The following is a 19,173-nucleotide window of genomic DNA, read 5'->3' as shown; positions in this document are numbered from 1 at the left end:
AGTTAAAGGTTTTGGACAATAGCAATAGCCCAGGCATATTGCCCATCATGTGATATAGTGATACTGATGTTAAATGTATCAGACGGTTGTTGGTGAAAGATAACCTGAGGCTGGCCTCCAATTTTTTTCCTGATGATCTCGATTTTTTTCCAGCCAATAGCTGCCGGGGCAAGCTGTTTAATAGCTTTATATACAGCTTCCTTTGCCGCCCAGGTTGATGCATAGCGCAGCAGGGAATCATCAAAAAGATCACAATAAGCGATCTCATTGGGGGTGTAAACTTTATTTTTAAACAGTGGGGTTAATGAAGCTTCAAAATCAGGAATAAAAACAAGATCATTGCCAATTGCAAATTTTTTGTCAATAGTTAAGCTGTTTATCGATCTTAAAATATCATTCTCCATCAGCTGCTATCGCCATAATGTTAAACCCGCCATCAACAAAATGTATGTTTCCGGTAACTTTTTTTGAAAGGTCTGAAAAATAATACAAGGCAGCGTTGCCGACGTCCCCAGCATCAATATTTCCAAGCGGAGCTGTAGCTTTACTGAGTTTCCTGAGCTTGCGCACACCGTTTATACCACCTGCCGAAGTAGTCATGACCAGGCCTGCAGATATAGCATTTACCCGGATCTGCTTATTTCTAAAATAATCGGCCAGATAAACTACGATATTTTCAAGTGCCGCCTTGTTAACAGACATTCCCGCATAACCAGGAAACACTCTTTGCGAGGCATTGTAAGTAAGCGTTAATACGGATGCATTATGAGCCAGCAAAGGCTCTGCAACCCTGGCAATCCTCAGTAGCGAGTAGGCGCTGATATTAAAGGAATCCATGAGGTCTTCAAACGGAATATCAATATACTTTGGTGCAGGTGCATTGCTGCCCGGTAAACTGTAGCACATGACCTGCTGGTTTCCAAATGCAACACCATGTAAAACATAATCGATGGCGCCCAATTCCGTATATACCCACTGCATAAATCTGGTTATCTGCTCTTCATTTCTTACGTCCACTTCCATAGCAAAATGTTGCGGTACGCCTAACTCATCAAGCAAATGCAAAACATTTACCTTAGTATCGTCAACATAGCTCAATGCAATTTTACAACCTGAGTTATGCAGCTTTACGGCAATATCATACGCAATGGAGCTATCATTCCTCACCCCGAAAATAACCGCTACTTTATTCTTATTATCTATCATGGGCTTTAATTGTTCCTGGAGATGGACATGGCACTGTTTGTGCCGCCAAAACCATAGTTCAAACAAACTATCCGGTTAACTTCTTTAGCCAGTGTTTGCGGAGATATTAAATGCCGGTAAGCGTCCAGCGGTTTATCCGGGCCATCCCATTCCAGTGTTTTTTGAAATGATTCCAGTTCGGGGTTTAATCTTTCCGAATTTAAACAGGGCAACACCTGTTGGTTTTGCAGCATAAATATAGATGCTATCAGTTCAACAGCGCCGGCAGCGCCCAGCATATGGCCAAACTGCGATTTTGGTGCGGCAATCTGGTAACCATCTTCGCCCATCACATCAACCACGCTTAGCAATTCAATGGCATCACCAACCGGGGTCGAAGTGCCATGAACTTTTACAACATCAGCTTTAATGGCACTATCGCCAAATAAACCCTTCCATAATCTTTTTTGGCCGGAAAAGGATGGGAAAAACATATTGCCGGCACCATCAGAGTTGTTATGGTAATTGTCAATTACCGCTAATACCTGCGCGCCCCTTGCTTTAGCCGCTTCATATTCTTCCAGGGCAACAATGCCGCAGCCAAATGAGCAAACAAACCCATTCCTGCTGGTATCGAATGGCCGGGAACTTTCACCAGCTTTAAACCCCTTACTTAATACCTGCATGGCATCAAAACCAATAAACGTTTCTAACGAGGTACCCTCAACCCCGCCTGCTATTACACGATCCTGAATACCGAATTTAATAAGGCGATAAGCATAGCCGATATTACCTAACCCGGTTGCACATGCCGAACCAATAGATTCGCAAACACCTCTGTTTTTGATTAAGCAGGATACATTGGCGGCATCCCGGTAAACCATGGCCCTGTCAACCGTATGCGAACCTGCGATACGGGTTTTGCGTTTAAGTTCAAAAAAATTATGCCAGGCGGTCCTTAAAATGACGTGCCCCGCACCTCCGGAACCAATAACTACCCCTGTTTGCTCAGATTCAGTTTCAGGTTTTGTCCAGCCAGCCATTTTTATGGCCTCCTGTGCTCCAAGCATAGCCCAGATACTCCCAACATCGGCCGTAGCCAGGTTGCCGTCGGGTATCCTGCCCAGCGTATCAATATAGGTTTCCGGATAATTTTCTGCAAGAGTTGAGTAAATAGCTTCCAGACCCATTTCTTCTTCGGTAATAAAACCAGATACTGTTGAACGGATATTTTTTCCATGGGCAAGCGCCAGGTCCCAATCCCGTACAAGGCTTTCACCTTTAAATAGTTTTGCCTTAAAATCATTCAGATCCTTACAGTTAGGGAAAGCCCCTCCCATGCCTACTATGGCCACGCGCCTTCCCTCGATGTTCATAATTAAACTTTTTGCTTGGTTTTTATGATCAAATCAACAATATCCTTAACTTTTGAGCCAAGGTCATCGATGTCGTCATCCTCAAATTCTACATCAAACTTCTGTTCGGCTTTGGCAGCTATGTTTATCATTTCCGTCGACGGGGTGTTCAAGTCGGCTATAAAATCAGTATCTTCCGTAACATTATCCAGTTTAGACGGATCTATTGTTCTGACTGTTCTTAATATTTCTATCAGGCCCGTAGTTATTTCTTGTCTTTCCATTAGGTTATAATTATTGTTTTTTTATTCCTCGTCCTGTAACATCAAATAGTTCTGCTATTAAAGTAAACCCATCTTCTAAATCATACTTAAGCAGTTTTTCTTTTGTATAATTACCAAAGTAGTTATCAACATCTAATCCCTTCGGTACTTTGTAAATTCTTCCATCGCAGGTCATTTGTCTGAATTTATAAAATGTGATTAAACCCATACTGATAAATACATCGCCGGGTTGTAAATATCCCCGAAAATTAACCTGCCCTATACTCACAAATAAAGGGTTAAAAGTTTGTTTAAGGTGGTTAAATGTACATTGTTGTTTTATACATTCTGCATAGGCGCTGCACGATACGATGGTAGCCTGGGCAAAGGCTTCAATCTGGTCAACGCCTCTGAATATTCCAAAATGATCTTCAACATCTACAGTTGTAGGGGAATAGCTGGCAATAATTCCCACACCGGGCTGATGCCAATGATATTTATTTAATAAGATTTTTTTAGGGCCATGGACCAGTACATCCTCAGGGGCAACTCCCATGAGATTATCCATAAAGTCCATCAAACTAAACCTCCATTTATATGAATATTTGTCCCGTTGATATAAGAAGCCTGATCAGATAATAAATAGGCTATCATCTCTGCAACATCTTCCACCTTTCCAAATCTCTTTGATGGGATCATTTTCAAATATTTTTCTTTTTGAATTTCAGGTAAATTATTAGTCATATCGGTTTCAATAAAGCCTGGTGAAACGCTAAGCACCCGAATATGATGATCTTCGTTAAGTGCAGCGGCTTCTTGCGCCAATGATTTAGATAGCGCAACCAGTCCGGCTTTAGTAGCTGAATATACCGATTGGAATGCATTACCTGTTTCTGCCACTACCGAACTTATATTTATAATAACGCCACGCTTACTTAAACTAAAAATTTTCATCGCTGTTTTGCAAATCATGATAGGCGCTTTTAAATTAACATTAAGCATAACGTCTATTGACTTTTCGGGTTGATAAATTAACGAGTTATCAAAAGTAACCCCGGCATTATTTATTATAGCATATAACGAATCTCCATGCTCTTTTTTTAACTGTTTACAAAAGTTAACCAATTGTTCCGGATCAGAAAAATCTGCGCATAAGATCTGACTATTGGGTATAACCTCTGCAAAGCTCCCGACACGTGAAGCATGAAGAATTAACTGGTATTCTGTTGATAATTTTTTCGATATCGCTAAACCAAGGCCTCTGCTTGCACCAGTTATCAATATCTTTTTATCTGTCATTTATCATATAAAAAAATAGTCCATCAATATAGTAATTAAATTATTGAAAGCAAATGTATACTGGCTTAGTCAAAGAAACACGTATACGAAAAGTTGTTGATTAGTGTTACTTATTATGCTTGCTTTTATACTGGTTCAAGGCTTATCAACCAGATGTATTAATTCTTCCGTGCCCATTTTTCCAGCTTGTTAACCAGGTCATCCAATTTAAATGGCTTGCTTATATAATCGTCCATACCTGCATCCATACAAATTTGTAAGTCGGTTTGAAGGGCATTGGCTGTCATCGCTATAATAAAGGGGCGGGTCGGGAATCGTTTTTTTATTATTTGTGTAGCTTCCAGGCCATCCATTTTGGACATTTGTACATCCATTAAAATAATGTCGAATGTTTTTTTATTAACAAAATCCAGTACCTCCAGTCCGTCTGCTGCCAAATCGGCTTCATATCCTAATTTACTCAAAATCTTCATAATTAGTTTTTGGTTCATCTGGTTGTCTTCACCAACCAAAATATTCAATGGGTACCTTTTTGCAAAATTATCAGGTAGTTTATGTTTTGTAATATCGGCGTGCAGCGGCTCATGAATGGTAGAATTTATGCGCCTGCCAAGTTCTTTTAAAATGTGTTTATATAAATTATCTTGTTTTGCAGGTTTGGTTAATATAGCGCAAAAAAGATCGGGATTATCTTTATGGAAAATATAGCCGATGGAGCTCAAAAGCATTATGGGTAATTCGGGGTATTTAGCGCGTATTAAGGTTGCCAGTTCAATTCCATCCATAAACGGCATTTGCATGTCGGCAATAACAAGCTTAAAATCAAATTGTTGCGACAATATATCAAGGGCCTTTTCACCTGAATTGGCTACTACCGGGCTTAGCTTCCACTGCTCCAGCTGACCTTTTAAAATTCTGCAATTGGTATCATTATCATCAACAATCAAAATTTCACTTTTTTCAAAACCATTCATATGATGGTTTATTTGTATTGGGTCTTGCAGTAAACTTTTTTGCGAGTGAATAGAAAACCGGAATGTACTTCCTTTACCAATTTCACTTTCTACACTAATTTTACCGCCCATTAACTTCACCAGTTGTTCGCTTATAACCAGGCCAAGGCCCGTGCCGCCGTATTGACGGGTGGTTGACGAATCAACCTGCGAAAAAGCTTTAAATAACCTGTTCAGCTTATCGGCAGAAATGCCGATACCGGTATCCTTTATCTCAAAGCTTAATTCAATCTGGTTATCCTCTGAAGTGCTGAGTAAGTGTACCGCCACATAAATTTCACCTTTTTTGGTGAACTTGATAGCGTTACTTATTAAATTGATCAGGATCTGACGAAGTCTTAAACTATCGCCAATAATTTGCGCCGGTACATCATAGTCAATCTGGTAAACCAGGTCAAGCTTTAAGTGGGCGGCTTTTAAAGCAAAAACATCAAAAACTTCTTCAATACAGGTACGCAGGCTAAAATCCTTTTCCTCCAACTCCATATTACCCGATTCTATTTTAGAAAAATCTAAAATATCGTTAATCACCGCCAGCAGGTCTTCGCCACAGGTTTGTATAGATTCGGTAAAAGTCCGCTGTTCTTCATCCAAGGGAGTTTCGGCAAGTAAAGAGGCCATCCCGATCACTCCATTCATCGGCGTCCGGATCTCGTGGCTCATGGTTGCCAAAAATATACTTTTAGCCCTGTTAGCCTCCTCTGCTTCAAGAGCCGATTTTTTTTCAACTTCGATCGCCCGGGCCAGCTGTTCGGTGCGCTCTTCAACCTGGCGTTCAAGCTCGGCCTTTTGTTTCAATATGGAACGTGTGCGGATGAGGTAAAATGCAGGCCCTACTCCAATGAAAATTAATGCTGCAGTCAATTTAAACCACCAGGTAAGCCAAAAAGGTGGTTTAATATAAACGGTGATAAATGTGCCATTTTTATTCCATTTGCCATCGTTATTAGATGCCTTTACCCTGAATGTATATTGTCCGGGGTCCAGATTTGTGTACGTAGCAGTTCGCTTATTACCCACATAGTTCCAGTCTTTATCAAAGCCTTCCAGCTTATAAGCATACTGGTTTTTTTCGGAAATGGTATAATTCAGGGCTGCAAACTCAAATGTAAGTACCGTGTGTTTATAGGAAAGGTTTATGTAACTTGTTTCGCTGATATCTTTTTGAAGCGGGGAGTTTTTATCGGCGGTGGTTACCTGCTTGTTAAAAATCTGTAGCCCTGTTATATAAACAGGAGGAATAAAGTCATTATCTTTTAAACTATCGGGATAAAAAGTGCTAAATCCGTTTACGCCGCCAAAAAACATTTGCCCATCTGCAGTTTGAAAACAGGAGTGGCCTTTAAATTCATCTCCCTGCAACCCGTCAGAAATACCATAGTTTCTGATGAGTTTAGTTTTGGGATTAAACCGGGAAATCCCTTTGTTGGTGCTTAACCAGAAGTTGCCTTTACGATCTTTCAAAATCGTATAGATCACGTTATTAGGCAAACCCTCCCTTTCGGTGTATATTGTAAATGTTTGGCTGCGCTTGTTAAACAGGTTAAGTCCGCCTCCGTTTGTACCTATCCATATATCACCGTCATCCGTCTCGGTAACCGACTCGATAGTGTTGTTTGATAAACTGTGTTTATTTCCCTCATCGTGCCTGTAATGCGTAAAACGGCCTGTTTTAGGATTTAATATATCCAGGCCATTATCAGTGCCTATCCATATATTGCCCTGTTTATCCTGGAATACGGTAGTAACAATATCGCTGCTTATGCTGTTATTATTCCGTGGGTTGTTCCTGTATCGTGTAAAGAGACCGGTTTTTACGTTATAATAATTAAGTCCGCCTTTCCAGGTACCTAACCATATATTGCCGTCATGGTCTTTATACATATTGTTGATATCTGAAAGGGAAAGGCTGCGTGGATTATTTGCCTGGGGCATGTGATGTATAAAAGTTCCCTTTTTTTTATCAAACAGGTCAAAGCCACCAATGTGGTAGCCAATACCGATAATATTTTTATTTATTGATACTATCGCCATTACATGATTATTGCTTATCGTATTACTATTATTAGCATTATGCAGGTAATGAATAAAGGTTTTTTTCTTCCGGTTAAATAAATTCAGCCCACCCCCATCGGTGCCAATCCAAATATTTTCATCAGTGTCATCGCTGGAGATGGCCAGCACATTATTGTTGCTTAAACTATTGGGATTGTTTGGGTTTTGACTATAGGAACTGAATTTATTGCCAAACTCCGGCACAAAATTAACACCGCCCGAATAAGTGCCTATCCAGGTATTTCCTGTGTCATCCTTATATAAACAATAAACAGAGTTACTGCTAAGACTGTAATGGTCATTTGGATCAAATTTGTAGCAAATAAACTTATTGGCCGGATAATCGAGCACACTTATGCCGCCATTTTCGGTCCCTATCCACAGCTTTCCGTCGCCGCTTTCCAGTATCGAAAGAATATCATTATGGCAAATACTATTGCTGTTATTGGGGTTATGTTTAAAATTTATAAATGAATCACTTCTGCTGTTATATAGTGCCAGCCCGCCTCCATGTGTACCTACCCAAATATTGCCCTTGCTATCTTTATATACCGCTTTTATCCAGCTGGCGCCAATACTGTTATTGTTTGCCGGATCGTGAACATAACGAATAAACTTACCATTTTGGGGATTAAATTGATAAAGTCCATCATCGGTTCCTATCCATAGCCAGCCATTATTATCCTCAGTAACCTGGTAAATAAAGTCGTTAATTAAACCGTTTTTATCTGTATGTGTAAATTTTTTAAATGAACCATTTGTAGCATTAAATAGATATAAGCCCTTACTGGTGCCCAGCCAGATCCTTTTTTTACTATCTAAAAAGATAGACCTGACGGCAAAAGTTAAATGATTGGAATAGTGGATAAATGTATTTGTCGCCCGGTCAAATCTGTCAAGCCCGCTTTCGGTTCCGATCCATAAATTATGGGAACCGTCTTCCATTATAGCTAATACATAATTATCAATAATAGTTGCTTTATTATTCTGGTCGTGTTTATAATGAGTAAATTTATAACCGTCATACTTATTAAGGCCATCTTCGGTTCCAAACCACATAAAGCCACGACTGTCTTTAATAATGGTTCCTACATGGCTTTGGGAAAGACCTTCGTTTGTACTAAGCTGTTTAAATTTAAGAGCGTGCATTTGCGAATAAGATAATCCGGGAAAAAGCAGGTATAAACACGGGATAAAAAGAAATATTGGCCTCATTTTATTGTGTTAATACTATTATGGTATATCTAATCCGCTGATGTTTTAAATCAAAACAAGTATTACAGCGGCTAAATAATACGCGTATTTGCGGAGCCTATTAGTTTGGCCTCAGGAATCTAATCTTAATAATTTCTACCGGAGCAGAACTTATATCAATCAAACCGCCTTTTAACATTTATAATAATTCCAAACTACCAAAAACTTTATTTTAAAGTTAGTTCTTGTTTTTATTCATACGGTGTTTATGGGAAATAGTTTCATATAATATTTAATATTGCGATGGCCCATTTGTGACTTTATCAATTTTAGTACTGCCCATCCAACCGGCAGGGCCAGGCGCTAAGTGTAGCAAATTATGCTCTCAGAAGAGTTAGCGAATGGGTTGAAGGATGTTTTAAATGGTCTGAAAGTAACAACTACATCATTATCAGCAACATCAAAAACAACCTATTACTGGAAAATAGTGGCCCGGGATAGTAATGGAAATACGTCGCAATCGCAGGTATCAACTATCGGGTTTAGCCCAAATATGATGGCGACCTTCGCGCAGAGCCCGATCGCGTTCAACACATGGGTGACCCTGTTCGGCTCCTTGAGTAAGGCGCTCGACGTGAAGACCAGTGACAGCATCGGCCTTGCTGTTTCCGAAGGGAATGGCTGCAACTACTGCCTGACGGTTCACAGCTTACGGCCGAGCATATGGCCAAGCTGCCGGCCGATGAAATCATTCTCGCCCGAAAGGGCCATGCCAGCGATCCGAAGCGGGACGCCGATGTGACAATGGTCCGCGATGCCGGCTTCACGGATGCCAACGTCATGGAGATCATCGCGCTGGTGGCGATGTATACCCTTACGAATTTTTTCAATAATGTGTTCGATCCTGAGAAGGACTTTCCCGCCGTTACGCCGGCTGGCTCGATCTGACCGTTGTCGGGTCGAATCGACCTTCTCTGAAGGTGCCTGGAGGTTTGACACGCTGAAAACAAGATTTCCGACCTTCTGTTATTTCAGGAGTGTTTTCCCGGAAAGTGTAATGATAAGTATTAACGCTAAAAACTAAAAAAATGAAAACAATAGCATACGGCAATATCACTTCATCAAGTGGGTATTTGCTGATGAGCAAAAAAGGAGGTGTATTATGAAAGCAATTGTTGTAACAGACCAGGATGCCGGATTAGCCGGAATGAAACTGGTAGAGTTGCCTGAGCCGCCGGCAGCGATAAACGATGTCATCGTTCAGGTTTATGCAGGCAGTATTACCGGGGACGAGCTGTCGTGGCCGTCGACCTGGACCGATCGTGCTGATCGTGACCGCACGCCGTCGATCCCCGGCCACGAAATGGCCGGAGTGGTAACAGTGCTTGGCTATGGCACGACAGGGTTGTCAGTAGGGCAACGGGTGTTCGGCCTTCAGGATTGGTATCGCAATGGCTCCCTGGCAGAGTACGTGTCCATTGAGGCGCGAAACCTTGCACCGCTGCCGGATGATATTGATTTCAATGATGGCTCTGCGCTCGTGATGCCGGGTCTGACTGCCTGGCAGGGGCTGTTTCTGCATGGCCGCCTTCAGTCGGGGCAAAGAGTCCTCGTACATGGGGCGGCTGGTATAGTTGGTTCGATGGCTGTCCAGCTCGCACGTGAGGCCGGTGCGTATGTCATTGGCACCGGACGCGCCGCGCACCGTGAAGCGGCGCTCCGTTTCGGCGCAAATGAGTTCGTCGACCTTGATAATGATACATTAGAAGATATCGATCAGGTAGATCTGGTTTTTGATGTCCTCGGCGGCGACATCGCGATGCGATCTTTGGGCGTGATTCGCGCCGGAGGAACCTTTGTAACCGTTGCCGGCCCGATCGAGGCGCAGCCAGCCGGAGTTCTGACTATCGATTTTGTCGTTGAAGCCGATCGCGCCCAATTGAGTGAAATTGCGCGGAGGTTCCGTGAAGGCCGCCTGAGGGCGAATATAAGCAACATCGTTACGCTCGACGACGCGGTCGCTGAATATAACTCGACTAATCGGGTCAAGGGTAAGACGATTGTCCGCGTTCGCCCGTAAGGACCCGGGGAGGTCGAGCGGTCATGGCCTCCCCTTCTTCACCCACATCCAGGCACAAACAAGGCCACCGATGAGTTGCAGTGGAAGGAAGATTCCCCGCATTAAGCCGCTAAAACCGTTAGCGTCTTTATAAATATAGGGCGTCATCACCCTCAACCTCTACCGTATTATTATAGCGGCCGTATACACTGTCAAATTTTAACAGGTAGGCTGCATTTTCAATATGCATGAGGTCGTTAATAGCTATTACATCTAATTCTGGGCTTTCCAGGGCTATTTTGATCGAGGCCCTGCCGATTCTTCCGAAGCCGTTGATTGCTAATTTTTTCATAATTGTTTTTTATGTTTTTCACCTTGTATTGAATTTAGTAACAGGGAATGTGTTTTAATGGTTTCCAAAAGGTGGTTATTAGAAGCACAAATTACCCGGTCATGACAGCAAAGTTACAAGCCATACATAGTATCGTATGGTAGTTTTTAAAGGAATAATGGTGGTTTTTATAGATAAACATGAACAGTAGGTGCAACTCCCCAACTCTTGATTACATTGGTTGTCAGAATATTGAATTTTTCATTGGTTCCACCCAGCTCCCCGCAATATTTACTAAACACTACCGAGGCAATTTTATAATGTCTGATAACGTAGGAACAGAGTATGCAGGGTTCTGCATTTGAATATAATATTGCTCCCTCGCATGTTCCGTGCTTTTGTATAGCATCTAAAACGGCAACGACTTCGGCATGGCGGGTAACGTCTTTAAGCTGACGACCTTTTTCATACCCTTCTCCTATAATTTCACCGTTAAGTACAATAATGCTGCCCACTTCGCTTTCTCCCTGTGATGTTGCAATTGCAGCCAATTTAAAGCAGCGATCCATGTATGTTTTATGAGTTACTATGTCCATAGCTTATGCTTGGTGATGTTTAAGCTTAAAATGTTTTTATTAAAGTTATCAATAATGGTAAAAACATACCATTGATGTTTACTGATCAATGGTATGCTTTATGGTGATATTATTTTTGAGCTCCTGTTTTTTTATCAAGGAACTGCCTTATGGTGGCAGCTATTTCATTAACGTTACTTTCCAAAGCAAAGTGGCCGGCATCGTATAAATGATATTCGAGGTTTTTGATATCTTTTTTATAAGCTTCAGCGCCGGCAACCGGGAATATATAATCATTTTTACCATACACGATCAGCATCTCCGGGTTATAAGTACGGAAGTATTCCTGCCATTTTGGATACAAAGGCACATTGGTACGATAATCATAAAACAAGTCAAGCTGAATTTGTCCGTTTTCGGGTCTTTCCAGGTGACGCAGGTCAATTTCCCAGTTATCAGGGCTAATCACACTTTCATCAGGTACGCCATGGGTATATTGCCATTTCAAGCCATTGGCATCATGAAACCCTCTTAATGCGGTTTCTGCTTCTTTGTTGTTTCTGTCGGCCCAATAAGCCTTGATCGGATCCCAGAAAGCTTCCAGGCCTTCATCATAGGCACAGCCATTCTGAACAATCAGGGTCTCAATTCTTTCAGGGTGGTTAGATGCAATGCGCCATCCAACCGGTGCGCCGTAATCCATGAGGTATAAACTGTATTTTTTAATATTAAGCTGGTTTAATAGTTCTTGTACTATTACAGAATAGTTTTCAAAGGTATAAGCAAAATCAGCGATGGCGGGTTGTTCGCTTCTGCCATATCCCGGATAGTCAGGGGCAATTAAATGGTACTTGTCTGATAGGTCATTAATAAGGTTTCTGTACATGTGCGATGAACTTGGGTAGCCATGCAGTAACACTAATACAGGTGCATCTTTAGGACCTGCTTCACGGTAAAAAATGTTCACTCCATTGATCTTAATGAAGTGATGTTGTGTTTGATTTTTCATGTTGTTTTAATTTATTTATTTCAGTTGGTAATTTATTTACCGAACGTTCGGTAAATAATAAGATTCAAAACTCCTTTTCTCTGATTAATACTACAATTGTTGGTATCAGATTAAATTATGCAGTTAATAAGGCGGGTATTTTGGTCAGGCAGTTTTTAAAATAATTTTTATCGCCGGTAACTCCGGCCAGTACAAGTGAACCCTGGATAAGGAGATTAATAAGTTTTGCCTGTTGCCCCGCGACTTTTGACGATAAGCCGAGGTCAATGCCAATATCTGTAAAACCATCTGCCAGCAGGTTAAAGCAACTGTTCACTTTTTCTTTAAATGCTTCGGCATCTGTACCTATAGTTAATGTTCTGAGCAGGCAATTATTTGCTCCTCCATTATACAATTCATCAATAGAGGTAATAACTTTTTTGAGCCGGGTTTCGGGTTTTAGTTTTTTATTTGCCGATACCGAAACAATATTTTGAAGTATCCATTCCTCAACAATGCTCAGAACGTGTTGTGCCATTTCCTTTTTTCCATTTGGAAAACGGTGGTATAAACTGGCTTTCTTTAATCCTGTTGCCTGGGCCAGCAATTCCATTGATGCGCCATCATAACCAAGTTCGCTAAAGGTTTTAAACAGCTTCAGGTCTACATTTTCAGGGTCAACTTTTTGAGTACGCATATTTTAAAATTGTTTTTTTTGAATTATGAATCAAATATACTGAACGTTCGGTAAAATAAAATTAATTATAGCATTAACAACGAAAAGTGCCATATAAAAGTTAAATAATACCACAGATGCTTGTTCGGCAAAGGCATTGCTATTGCATCTACCATAAAATCAATTTCCGGATCCGGATAGAGGCCAATTCAGGAATTGATGTTATATGCCTGGTAATTGATGATCAGCAATGCCAGTTTTTCTAAATGCTTATCAACACGCGTGTTCCAAATGGGGCAGTAATTTAACCTGATATAATTATTGAATTGATTGGTGGCCGAAAATATTTGACCGGAGGTAATGCCAATACCTTCCTTCAGTGCCCGCCTGTGTAATTCCCAGGCATCTACATAAGCCGGAAATTCCATCCCAATGCTCATCCCGCCTTTGGGCGTAGAAATTTTGACATCTCCAGGGAAATAATTATTGATGGATGTAAATAAAGCCCGGTTGTTGAAACAACCGGGCTTTCAATGCTATTGCGTACCGCCTGCGCAAGCGATATGGCGAACATCTGCTTTTTTAGTTTGTACCTGTGCGCTTTGCACTAACATCCTGCGGGAACCAAATCATCATTTCGCCCTTTCCCCTGTTTGCCCATGAATAATAAGGTATTGCGGTAAGCATTACTTTTTTTACGCCTAAACTATCTTTTCTCATAACCTCGCCTTGTAAAACCGTGACCCCATTTAATAAACCAGCCTTGTTCTGAGGCTTGAAAACGGTATTTTTGGGAATGATCAGGTTACTTAAACTACCTTCATTATCTTTCCATTCGGAACAGTATATTATTGGACCACGTTGTAAGGCTATTTTATCCTTGTTATCATTTAAAGCTTTATGAGCGATAACCTTTTTAACCTCCATCGGAAGATCCAACTGCAGCTCATCACCCTTTTTCCATTCCCTATTGATAACAGCATAACCGTTTTCCATATGATATTTAACCGGTTGACCATTGAGTTTGATATTGATCTTTGCCGATGATTTATTTTCAAAAGCATACAAGTCTGAAGGGATAGCTTCTGAACGTATCCATCCCGGTATGCGGATCCGCAGGGCGAAAACAGCGGGTGATGCGGGTTCAACAGCAAATGATAACAAACCTTTCCAGGGATAATTGTTATGCTGTGTGATATTGACCTTTTTATCATTTACAAGAAGATTGGCATTCCCGGCAATAAAGAGATTAACAAAAACATTATTATCCTTTTGAGCATATATATACCCTAGTAAAGACGGCAGAAACCTCACCATATTGGTTGGGCAGCAGGAACACTCAAACCATCCTGATCTGCCGGGTTCTAAAGCAGGATGCGTGAACCCGCTTGTTACCTGCATGGCATTGGTATAAAAAAATGATTTCCCGTCTAAACCCACACCTGAGATTAATCCATTATACAACACTTTTTCCAGCAGATCAATATACCTGGAATCGCCATGTAACAAAAACATACGCTGGTTCCAAAAAACCTCACCTATAGATGCACAGGTTTCGTTATAAGCTGTGGCGTTTGGTAATTCATAATCGGCACCAAAACGTTCGCCTCCGGGTACAGCCCCAATTCCGCCCTGCACATAAATTTTCTTGCTTGCCATGTTGTTCCAGATCTTGTCAATAGCTTCAATATATTGTTTATCGCCGGTTAAAGCAGCAACATCAGCCATTCCGGCATACAAATACATAGCTCGTACGGCATGTCCTTCGGCTTCAGTCTGATCCACAACCGGTTTATCATCCTGCCAGTACATACCATTTTTCCATTCATCTGTACCACTCTTATCATACTCCCTCCTGCCCCTTTCATCAATAAAAAATTTAGCCAGATCCAAATAGTCTTTTTTCCCGGTGATCCGGTATAGGCGCACAAGGCCCATTTCGACAATTTCATGCCCGGGGGCAACATGCCTTTTCCCCGGACCAAACGTTTTGATTAGCAGATCTGCATTTCTTAATGCTATATCCAGGAAATTACGCTTTCCCGTGGCCATAAAATGCGCGCTTGCGGCCTCAAACATGTGTCCGGAATTATATAGCTCGTGGCTTAGCTCATTTTCTTTTACCCACCGCTCCGGGCCCGACCAGGGGTGCGGATGTAGTGGATCAATGGTACGAGCGGTATAAAGATAGCCGTCGGGCTCCTGGGCTTTCCCAACTACGGTTATCAGCGAATCTACATACTTATCCAACTTAACATCGGGATGTACAGCCATTGAATATGATGCCCCTTCTATAGTTTTATAAATATCGGTATCATCAAAAGGGAATTTGGTACAAAACTTTCCGCTCCTGGCAGCTGCCATTTCAAAATTTTTAACCCGGCCTGTGTTTTCACAACGGGCAAACGATGCAGGAATGGTTACGGTACGGTTGGTTTCGATACGCGGTAACCAGAAATGATCATCCAGTTTTACCTGTGTAAAAGTTACCGGTTTAATGGGATAGTCCTTTACCTGCGCAGCAGCCCCACTCCCATACATTAAAAATGCAATTATTAACTTTCTCATTTTACGAACATCTTATATCAGCTTATTACTTATTAAGTTTATTTTAAAACCGCGCTCGATTTCTTCTCTACTAAAGAGTATAGGACAACGGATGTGTTGTCCTATACTCTGTTACTGACTTTATTTATTCTATTAATAGCCTGTGTTTTGCTTCAGGTTAGCATTTTTTTCTATTTGTGTTCTTGGTATGGGGAACAATATTCTGTTTATATTATTAGTTGCGGCATGAGACAACCATGATTTTTTAGTGAATGCTCCAAACCTGATCATATCGGTGCGCCTGTGGCCTTCCTGATCAAACTCCCAGCCCAGCTCATCTAAAAACCTGCCATATTGAATATCGGCACCACCTTCAGTAGTATGCTGGTTATTTACATTATCCTGAAGGCCATACACATATGAACTACCTTGTTGTAGCTGCGCTCCGGTAACAGTAGCTTTAGCAGGATTTGATGCAAAATCGCGTTGCCTAACCTGGGTAACTATAACGGCGGCGGCATCTGCCTTCCCGGTACGTAATAGGCATTCAGCCTTCATCATCAATACGTCTGCATAGCGAAAAACAGGATAGTCATTACTTAACCTGTTGGTGGCGCCCATTTTTATTTCAAATTTACCCAGGCGAAAACCATGTATAGATTCTCCTTTTTCAAGTCCGGGCAGTTCATTAACAAAGCTTAGTGGTTTGCCTGTAAAATCGCCCTGAGCAACATAGAGCATCTGACCAGCCGAAGTATATTGCTGACCTTTTATCCAGTTATTCTGGTACCGTGCATCGCTTTGATCAAACGTGCTTATAAACTGAGGGATTGCACAGATACCACCCCAGGGTGTATTTTTAAGATTATAGGTAGCCTGGTTTTCCTGCTGCAATGTTTGCATGTGAAGATCAAAAGCATTCCAGTTGTTGGTATAATCCTCATCCATAGGTATTGCAAAAATGATCTCCTTTGAATTTTGGTTTTCTGTTACAAATACATTTTTCTGGGCAGGTTCCAATACATACCCTGCTCCTGAGTTTATAACAGCATCGCAGGCAGCAATACATTCAGCCCATTTAGGTGTTCCGGTGTAAACACCTGCGTTCAGATGCATTTTGGCAAGTAGTGTATAGGCTGCCCACTTATTAAACTTTCCGTAAGTAGCCACATTATTTTCGGCACTTAATAAGGGTATATTGTCTGTAAGTTCCTTAACAATAAAGTCATATACTTCGGTGCGGGTATTTTGTTTCGGCAAAAAGCCGGCAGGCAAATCAAACTTTGTTACAATGGGAACATTACCATAAAAATCGCACAGGATTGCGTAGTATGAGGCCCGCAGCACTTTCAATTCGGCCAGGGTTGCTTCTTTCCCTGCGGTGATCGGGATAAGGCCCGATTCTATCTGATAAATGATCCTGTTACAGTTTGTAATGCCTGCATACGTTCTGGACCAGGTTTGATTAACCACGTCATCATCGGTGGTCCAGGTGTGTTTGTGCAGCCTTTGGTAAACGCCATCATCAAACCACCCCCAGGGCCGTTTAGGTATAACCAGCTGATCTCCTGTTACTTCCTGCGCCCGCCACAGACCATTCCAGTCAAGCAATATAAAACGCCATTGAGAATACCCTGCTCCCACCAATGCAGCCAGGTCATCCTGGGTTGGATTAAATTTGGTGGATATAATAGCCGTATATGGTGTATCTTTTAATTTGGTACAAGCTGATATTGTTATTACAGAAACAAACACTGCAATAACTAAGTATATTTTTTTTGACTTTTTCATTGTCTGATTTCTTTTCAATTGTTAAAAATTCAAATTCACTCCTAAAGTAAATGAACGGGTAGTAGGATACTTATCACGATCATCCATACCCGGACTTAAGCCAAGCCTGTTTACTTCCGGGTCCAAACCCTTGTATTTAGTAATAGTGAAGGTGTTTAAAGTTGACACGTAGATGCGTGCGCCTTTTAGATAACCGGTTTTTATCTTATTGAAATTGTAACCAAAAGTAATGTTGTCTACTTTCCAGAAATCACCATTTTCTACATAATAGCTGTTAAACTCCAATGCATTTACTTTCAATGCAGTTTTTCCAAAAACAGGGTTATAAGCAGATTTTAAAATATTGTAGTTTTGAATAGCAGGGTTCTCCATATACATTCTTTGAGAGTTGATGATCTGATAACCAAATGCCCCTCTCATGGTAACACTTAAATCAAAGCTTTTATAAGAAAAACTATTGTTCCAGCCCGCGTAAAATTTGGGCAGACCGTTACCAATCACTTTTTTGTCTTCAAAGCTATGCGCAAAATCATCATACTTAACAGGCTTGCCATCCCTGCCTTCATATATCCATTTACCATTTGCATCGATGTCAATTACTTTATAGCCGTAAAAATCGCCAATACCCTTGCCTATCGTTACAATATTGGTAAAGGTTTGAACCGGTATGCCGGCAAATCCTGTAGTGAAGTAGGGAGTAGTAGTTTGGTATAACTCGTTTGATAAACTAACCAGTTTGTTGGTATTGGTTGAGAAATTAAAGCTTGTATTCCATACAAAGTTCCTTGATTTTACAGGAACAAAATTCAACATTACCTCTATCCCTTTATTCTCCATTTTACCCACATTGGCTGTTGTACTGGGGTATAAATTTGGAGGACTTGGCACCGAGTAGTTATAAAGTAAACCTTTAATCTGACGCTTATAAACATCAACGCTACCACTTATCCTGCCTTTTAATAAGCTAAAATCAACTCCAAGATTGGTCTCCGCTTTTTCTTCCCACCGGATAAAAGGGTTGGCATTTGTGGCAGGAACCAGAATCCTTGTCCATTTGCCATTTGAATACACATAATCGCCATAATTTATTAATGGCTGACTTAAGAAACCGGCTAATGGCGGATTTCCGGTTATACCGTAACCTGCCCGCAATTTGATATCATCAAACAATTCCTGGTCTTTCATGAAGTTTTCGTTGGTAATTCTCCAACCTCCCGAAACCGCCCAAAAACTACCCCAGGGATTATTTGCTCCATACAACTGACTGGCTCCTTCGCGCCTTAAACTCGCCATTAGCAGATATTTATCTTTATAGCTATAATTTAACCTTCCAAAAAAGCTGATCAGGTTTGTCTCTGATTTACCGCTGCTGAGATTGGCCAGCTGATTTTTTATCCCTTCGCCTAATCCGATGTTATTATAACCAAAAATATCAGTAGGAAAATCCTGATTATCAGCGTATGTATTTGAAGAAACATTTTCCTGATAACCATATCCTGCTAAAAGTGAAAAATGGTGGTCATTTACTGATTTGGAATACTCTGCTGTCCATTCTGTCAACCGGTCGATAGACAGGTTAGAACTTACGGATGCAAAACCATTTAAGCCATTTTTAATAGTAGAAATGTGTTTTTTAGTTTCTGCATATCCGCTATTTCCATTAAACCTGGAGTAAGAAAAAAGTGCAGATAACTTTAAATCGCTAATAGGCTTGTAAGTAATGGTACCATTCATACGGGAGTTTACGTTTTTTGATTCTCCATCACTTTCATACAAAAGCGCCAGTGGATTTTCGTAATCAAAATTCCCCGTTTGTTCGTAAAAATCGCCATTGGCATTACG

17 protein-coding genes are annotated in these 19,173 nt (G+C 41.1%); 2 read left to right on the top strand and 15 right to left on the bottom strand.

All coding sequences use genetic code 11. The features are described 5' to 3' along the window. Nucleotides 1-2: 2 nt before the first annotated feature. The 7 genes from AC1DRQ_RS02380 to AC1DRQ_RS02350 form a co-directional block, all read right to left on the bottom strand. Nucleotides 3-404 (bottom strand): holo-ACP synthase, encoded by a 402-nt coding sequence (locus AC1DRQ_RS02380; protein WP_477422017.1) that lies wholly within the window; start codon nt 402-404, stop codon nt 3-5. Beyond that, a complete protein-coding gene (locus AC1DRQ_RS02375; protein WP_477422016.1) occupies nt 394-1,206 on the bottom strand; it encodes an enoyl-ACP reductase FabI in 813 nt (270 codons plus the stop codon). Before AC1DRQ_RS02375 ends, AC1DRQ_RS02380 begins: the two co-directional genes overlap by 11 nt. Before the next feature lie 5 nt (nt 1,207-1,211). Continuing rightward, nucleotides 1,212-2,561 (bottom strand): beta-ketoacyl-[acyl-carrier-protein] synthase family protein, encoded by a 1,350-nt coding sequence (locus AC1DRQ_RS02370; protein ID WP_429393468.1) that lies wholly within the window; start codon nt 2,559-2,561, stop codon nt 1,212-1,214. 2 nt (nt 2,562-2,563) lie between these two features. Further along, complete coding sequence (locus tag AC1DRQ_RS02365; protein ID WP_429393470.1) at nt 2,564-2,824, bottom strand: acyl carrier protein; 261 nt, start codon at nt 2,822-2,824, stop codon at nt 2,564-2,566. Between the two features lie 10 nt (nt 2,825-2,834). Beyond that, nucleotides 2,835-3,371, bottom strand: a complete 537-nt coding sequence (locus AC1DRQ_RS02360; protein ID WP_429393472.1) for a hypothetical protein — start codon at nt 3,369-3,371, stop codon at nt 2,835-2,837. Between the two features lie 8 nt (nt 3,372-3,379). Next, nucleotides 3,380-4,102, bottom strand: coding sequence for an SDR family NAD(P)-dependent oxidoreductase (locus AC1DRQ_RS02355; protein WP_477422015.1), 723 nt, complete (start codon nt 4,100-4,102; stop codon nt 3,380-3,382). Nucleotides 4,103-4,260: 158 nt separating this feature from the next. After that, nucleotides 4,261-8,385 carry a two-component regulator propeller domain-containing protein gene (locus AC1DRQ_RS02350; RefSeq protein ID WP_477422014.1) on the bottom strand — a complete coding sequence of 1,375 codons (4,125 nt, stop codon included), beginning with the start codon at nt 8,383-8,385 and terminating at the stop codon, nt 4,261-4,263. 702 nt (nt 8,386-9,087) lie between these two features. Here AC1DRQ_RS02350 and AC1DRQ_RS02345 point away from each other — a divergent pair. Both AC1DRQ_RS02345 and AC1DRQ_RS02340 read left to right on the top strand, forming a co-directional pair. Next, a complete protein-coding gene (locus tag AC1DRQ_RS02345) occupies nt 9,088-9,312 on the top strand; it encodes a carboxymuconolactone decarboxylase family protein (protein ID WP_429393480.1) in 225 nt (74 codons plus the stop codon). Between the two features lie 214 nt (nt 9,313-9,526). Next, the gene (locus tag AC1DRQ_RS02340; protein ID WP_429393482.1) at nt 9,527-10,444 is read left to right on the top strand and encodes an NADP-dependent oxidoreductase; all 918 of its coding nucleotides are present in this window, start codon (nt 9,527-9,529) and stop codon (nt 10,442-10,444) included. Nucleotides 10,445-10,571: 127 nt separating this feature from the next. Here the strand turns inward: AC1DRQ_RS02340 and AC1DRQ_RS02335 are convergent, their stop codons facing one another. The 8 genes from AC1DRQ_RS02335 to AC1DRQ_RS02300 all read right to left on the bottom strand — a co-directional run. Next, the gene (locus tag AC1DRQ_RS02335; RefSeq protein WP_477422013.1) at nt 10,572-10,775 is read right to left on the bottom strand and encodes a glyceraldehyde 3-phosphate dehydrogenase NAD-binding domain-containing protein; all 204 of its coding nucleotides are present in this window, start codon (nt 10,773-10,775) and stop codon (nt 10,572-10,574) included. Nucleotides 10,776-10,942: 167 nt separating this feature from the next. After that, the gene (locus tag AC1DRQ_RS02330; protein WP_477422012.1) at nt 10,943-11,350 is read right to left on the bottom strand and encodes a nucleoside deaminase; all 408 of its coding nucleotides are present in this window, start codon (nt 11,348-11,350) and stop codon (nt 10,943-10,945) included. Nucleotides 11,351-11,459: 109 nt separating this feature from the next. Further along, nucleotides 11,460-12,338, bottom strand: coding sequence for an alpha/beta fold hydrolase (locus AC1DRQ_RS02325; RefSeq protein ID WP_429393490.1), 879 nt, complete (start codon nt 12,336-12,338; stop codon nt 11,460-11,462). A gap of 115 nt (nt 12,339-12,453) precedes the next feature. Then, nucleotides 12,454-13,014 carry a TetR/AcrR family transcriptional regulator gene (locus AC1DRQ_RS02320; protein WP_429393493.1) on the bottom strand — a complete coding sequence of 187 codons (561 nt, stop codon included), beginning with the start codon at nt 13,012-13,014 and terminating at the stop codon, nt 12,454-12,456. Nucleotides 13,015-13,202: 188 nt separating this feature from the next. Then, on the bottom strand, nt 13,203-13,433 hold the full coding sequence (locus AC1DRQ_RS02315; protein WP_429393496.1) for a hypothetical protein: 231 nt from the start codon (nt 13,431-13,433) through the stop codon (nt 13,203-13,205). A gap of 142 nt (nt 13,434-13,575) precedes the next feature. Beyond that, nucleotides 13,576-15,561: a glycoside hydrolase family 127 protein gene (locus AC1DRQ_RS02310; RefSeq protein WP_477422011.1), complete on the bottom strand. Its 1,986-nt coding sequence runs from the start codon at nt 15,559-15,561 to the stop codon at nt 13,576-13,578. 132 nt (nt 15,562-15,693) lie between these two features. Next, nucleotides 15,694-17,331 (bottom strand): RagB/SusD family nutrient uptake outer membrane protein, encoded by a 1,638-nt coding sequence (locus AC1DRQ_RS02305; RefSeq protein WP_477422010.1) that lies wholly within the window; start codon nt 17,329-17,331, stop codon nt 15,694-15,696. Nucleotides 17,332-17,352: 21 nt separating this feature from the next. Then, nucleotides 17,353-19,173: SusC/RagA family TonB-linked outer membrane protein (locus tag AC1DRQ_RS02300; RefSeq protein WP_477422009.1), on the bottom strand; the 1,821-nt coding region annotated here is incomplete at its 5' end.

It is taken from the genome of Mucilaginibacter sp. P4_E8 (genome assembly GCF_056401495.1).
Note: the sequence above shows the minus strand (reverse complement) of the source record. Positions and strands in the feature narration are given on the sequence as shown.

Coding starts and splice junctions, on each gene's coding strand:
- AC1DRQ_RS02380 (WP_477422017.1), bottom strand. CDS start 404: ATGGAGAATGATATTTTAAGATCGATAAACAGCTTAACTATTGACAAA.
- AC1DRQ_RS02360 (WP_429393472.1), bottom strand. CDS start 3,371: ATGGATAATCTCATGGGAGTTGCCCCTGAGGATGTACTGGTCCATGGC.
- AC1DRQ_RS02310 (WP_477422011.1), bottom strand. CDS start 15,561: ATGAGAAAGTTAATAATTGCATTTTTAATGTATGGGAGTGGGGCTGCT.
- AC1DRQ_RS02350 (WP_477422014.1), bottom strand. CDS start 8,385: ATGAGGCCAATATTTCTTTTTATCCCGTGTTTATACCTGCTTTTTCCC.
- AC1DRQ_RS02340 (WP_429393482.1), top strand. CDS start 9,527: ATGAAAGCAATTGTTGTAACAGACCAGGATGCCGGATTAGCCGGAATG.
- AC1DRQ_RS02315 (WP_429393496.1), bottom strand. CDS start 13,433: ATGAGCATTGGGATGGAATTTCCGGCTTATGTAGATGCCTGGGAATTA.
- AC1DRQ_RS02375 (WP_477422016.1), bottom strand. CDS start 1,206: ATGATAGATAATAAGAATAAAGTAGCGGTTATTTTCGGGGTGAGGAAT.
- AC1DRQ_RS02355 (WP_477422015.1), bottom strand. CDS start 4,102: ATGACAGATAAAAAGATATTGATAACTGGTGCAAGCAGAGGCCTTGGT.
- AC1DRQ_RS02325 (WP_429393490.1), bottom strand. CDS start 12,338: ATGAAAAATCAAACACAACATCACTTCATTAAGATCAATGGAGTGAAC.
- AC1DRQ_RS02365 (WP_429393470.1), bottom strand. CDS start 2,824: ATGGAAAGACAAGAAATAACTACGGGCCTGATAGAAATATTAAGAACA.
- AC1DRQ_RS02320 (WP_429393493.1), bottom strand. CDS start 13,014: ATGCGTACTCAAAAAGTTGACCCTGAAAATGTAGACCTGAAGCTGTTT.
- AC1DRQ_RS02330 (WP_477422012.1), bottom strand. CDS start 11,350: ATGGACATAGTAACTCATAAAACATACATGGATCGCTGCTTTAAATTG.
- AC1DRQ_RS02335 (WP_477422013.1), bottom strand. CDS start 10,775: ATGAAAAAATTAGCAATCAACGGCTTCGGAAGAATCGGCAGGGCCTCG.
- AC1DRQ_RS02370 (WP_429393468.1), bottom strand. CDS start 2,561: ATGAACATCGAGGGAAGGCGCGTGGCCATAGTAGGCATGGGAGGGGCT.
- AC1DRQ_RS02305 (WP_477422010.1), bottom strand. CDS start 17,331: ATGAAAAAGTCAAAAAAAATATACTTAGTTATTGCAGTGTTTGTTTCT.
- AC1DRQ_RS02345 (WP_429393480.1), top strand. CDS start 9,088: ATGGCCAAGCTGCCGGCCGATGAAATCATTCTCGCCCGAAAGGGCCAT.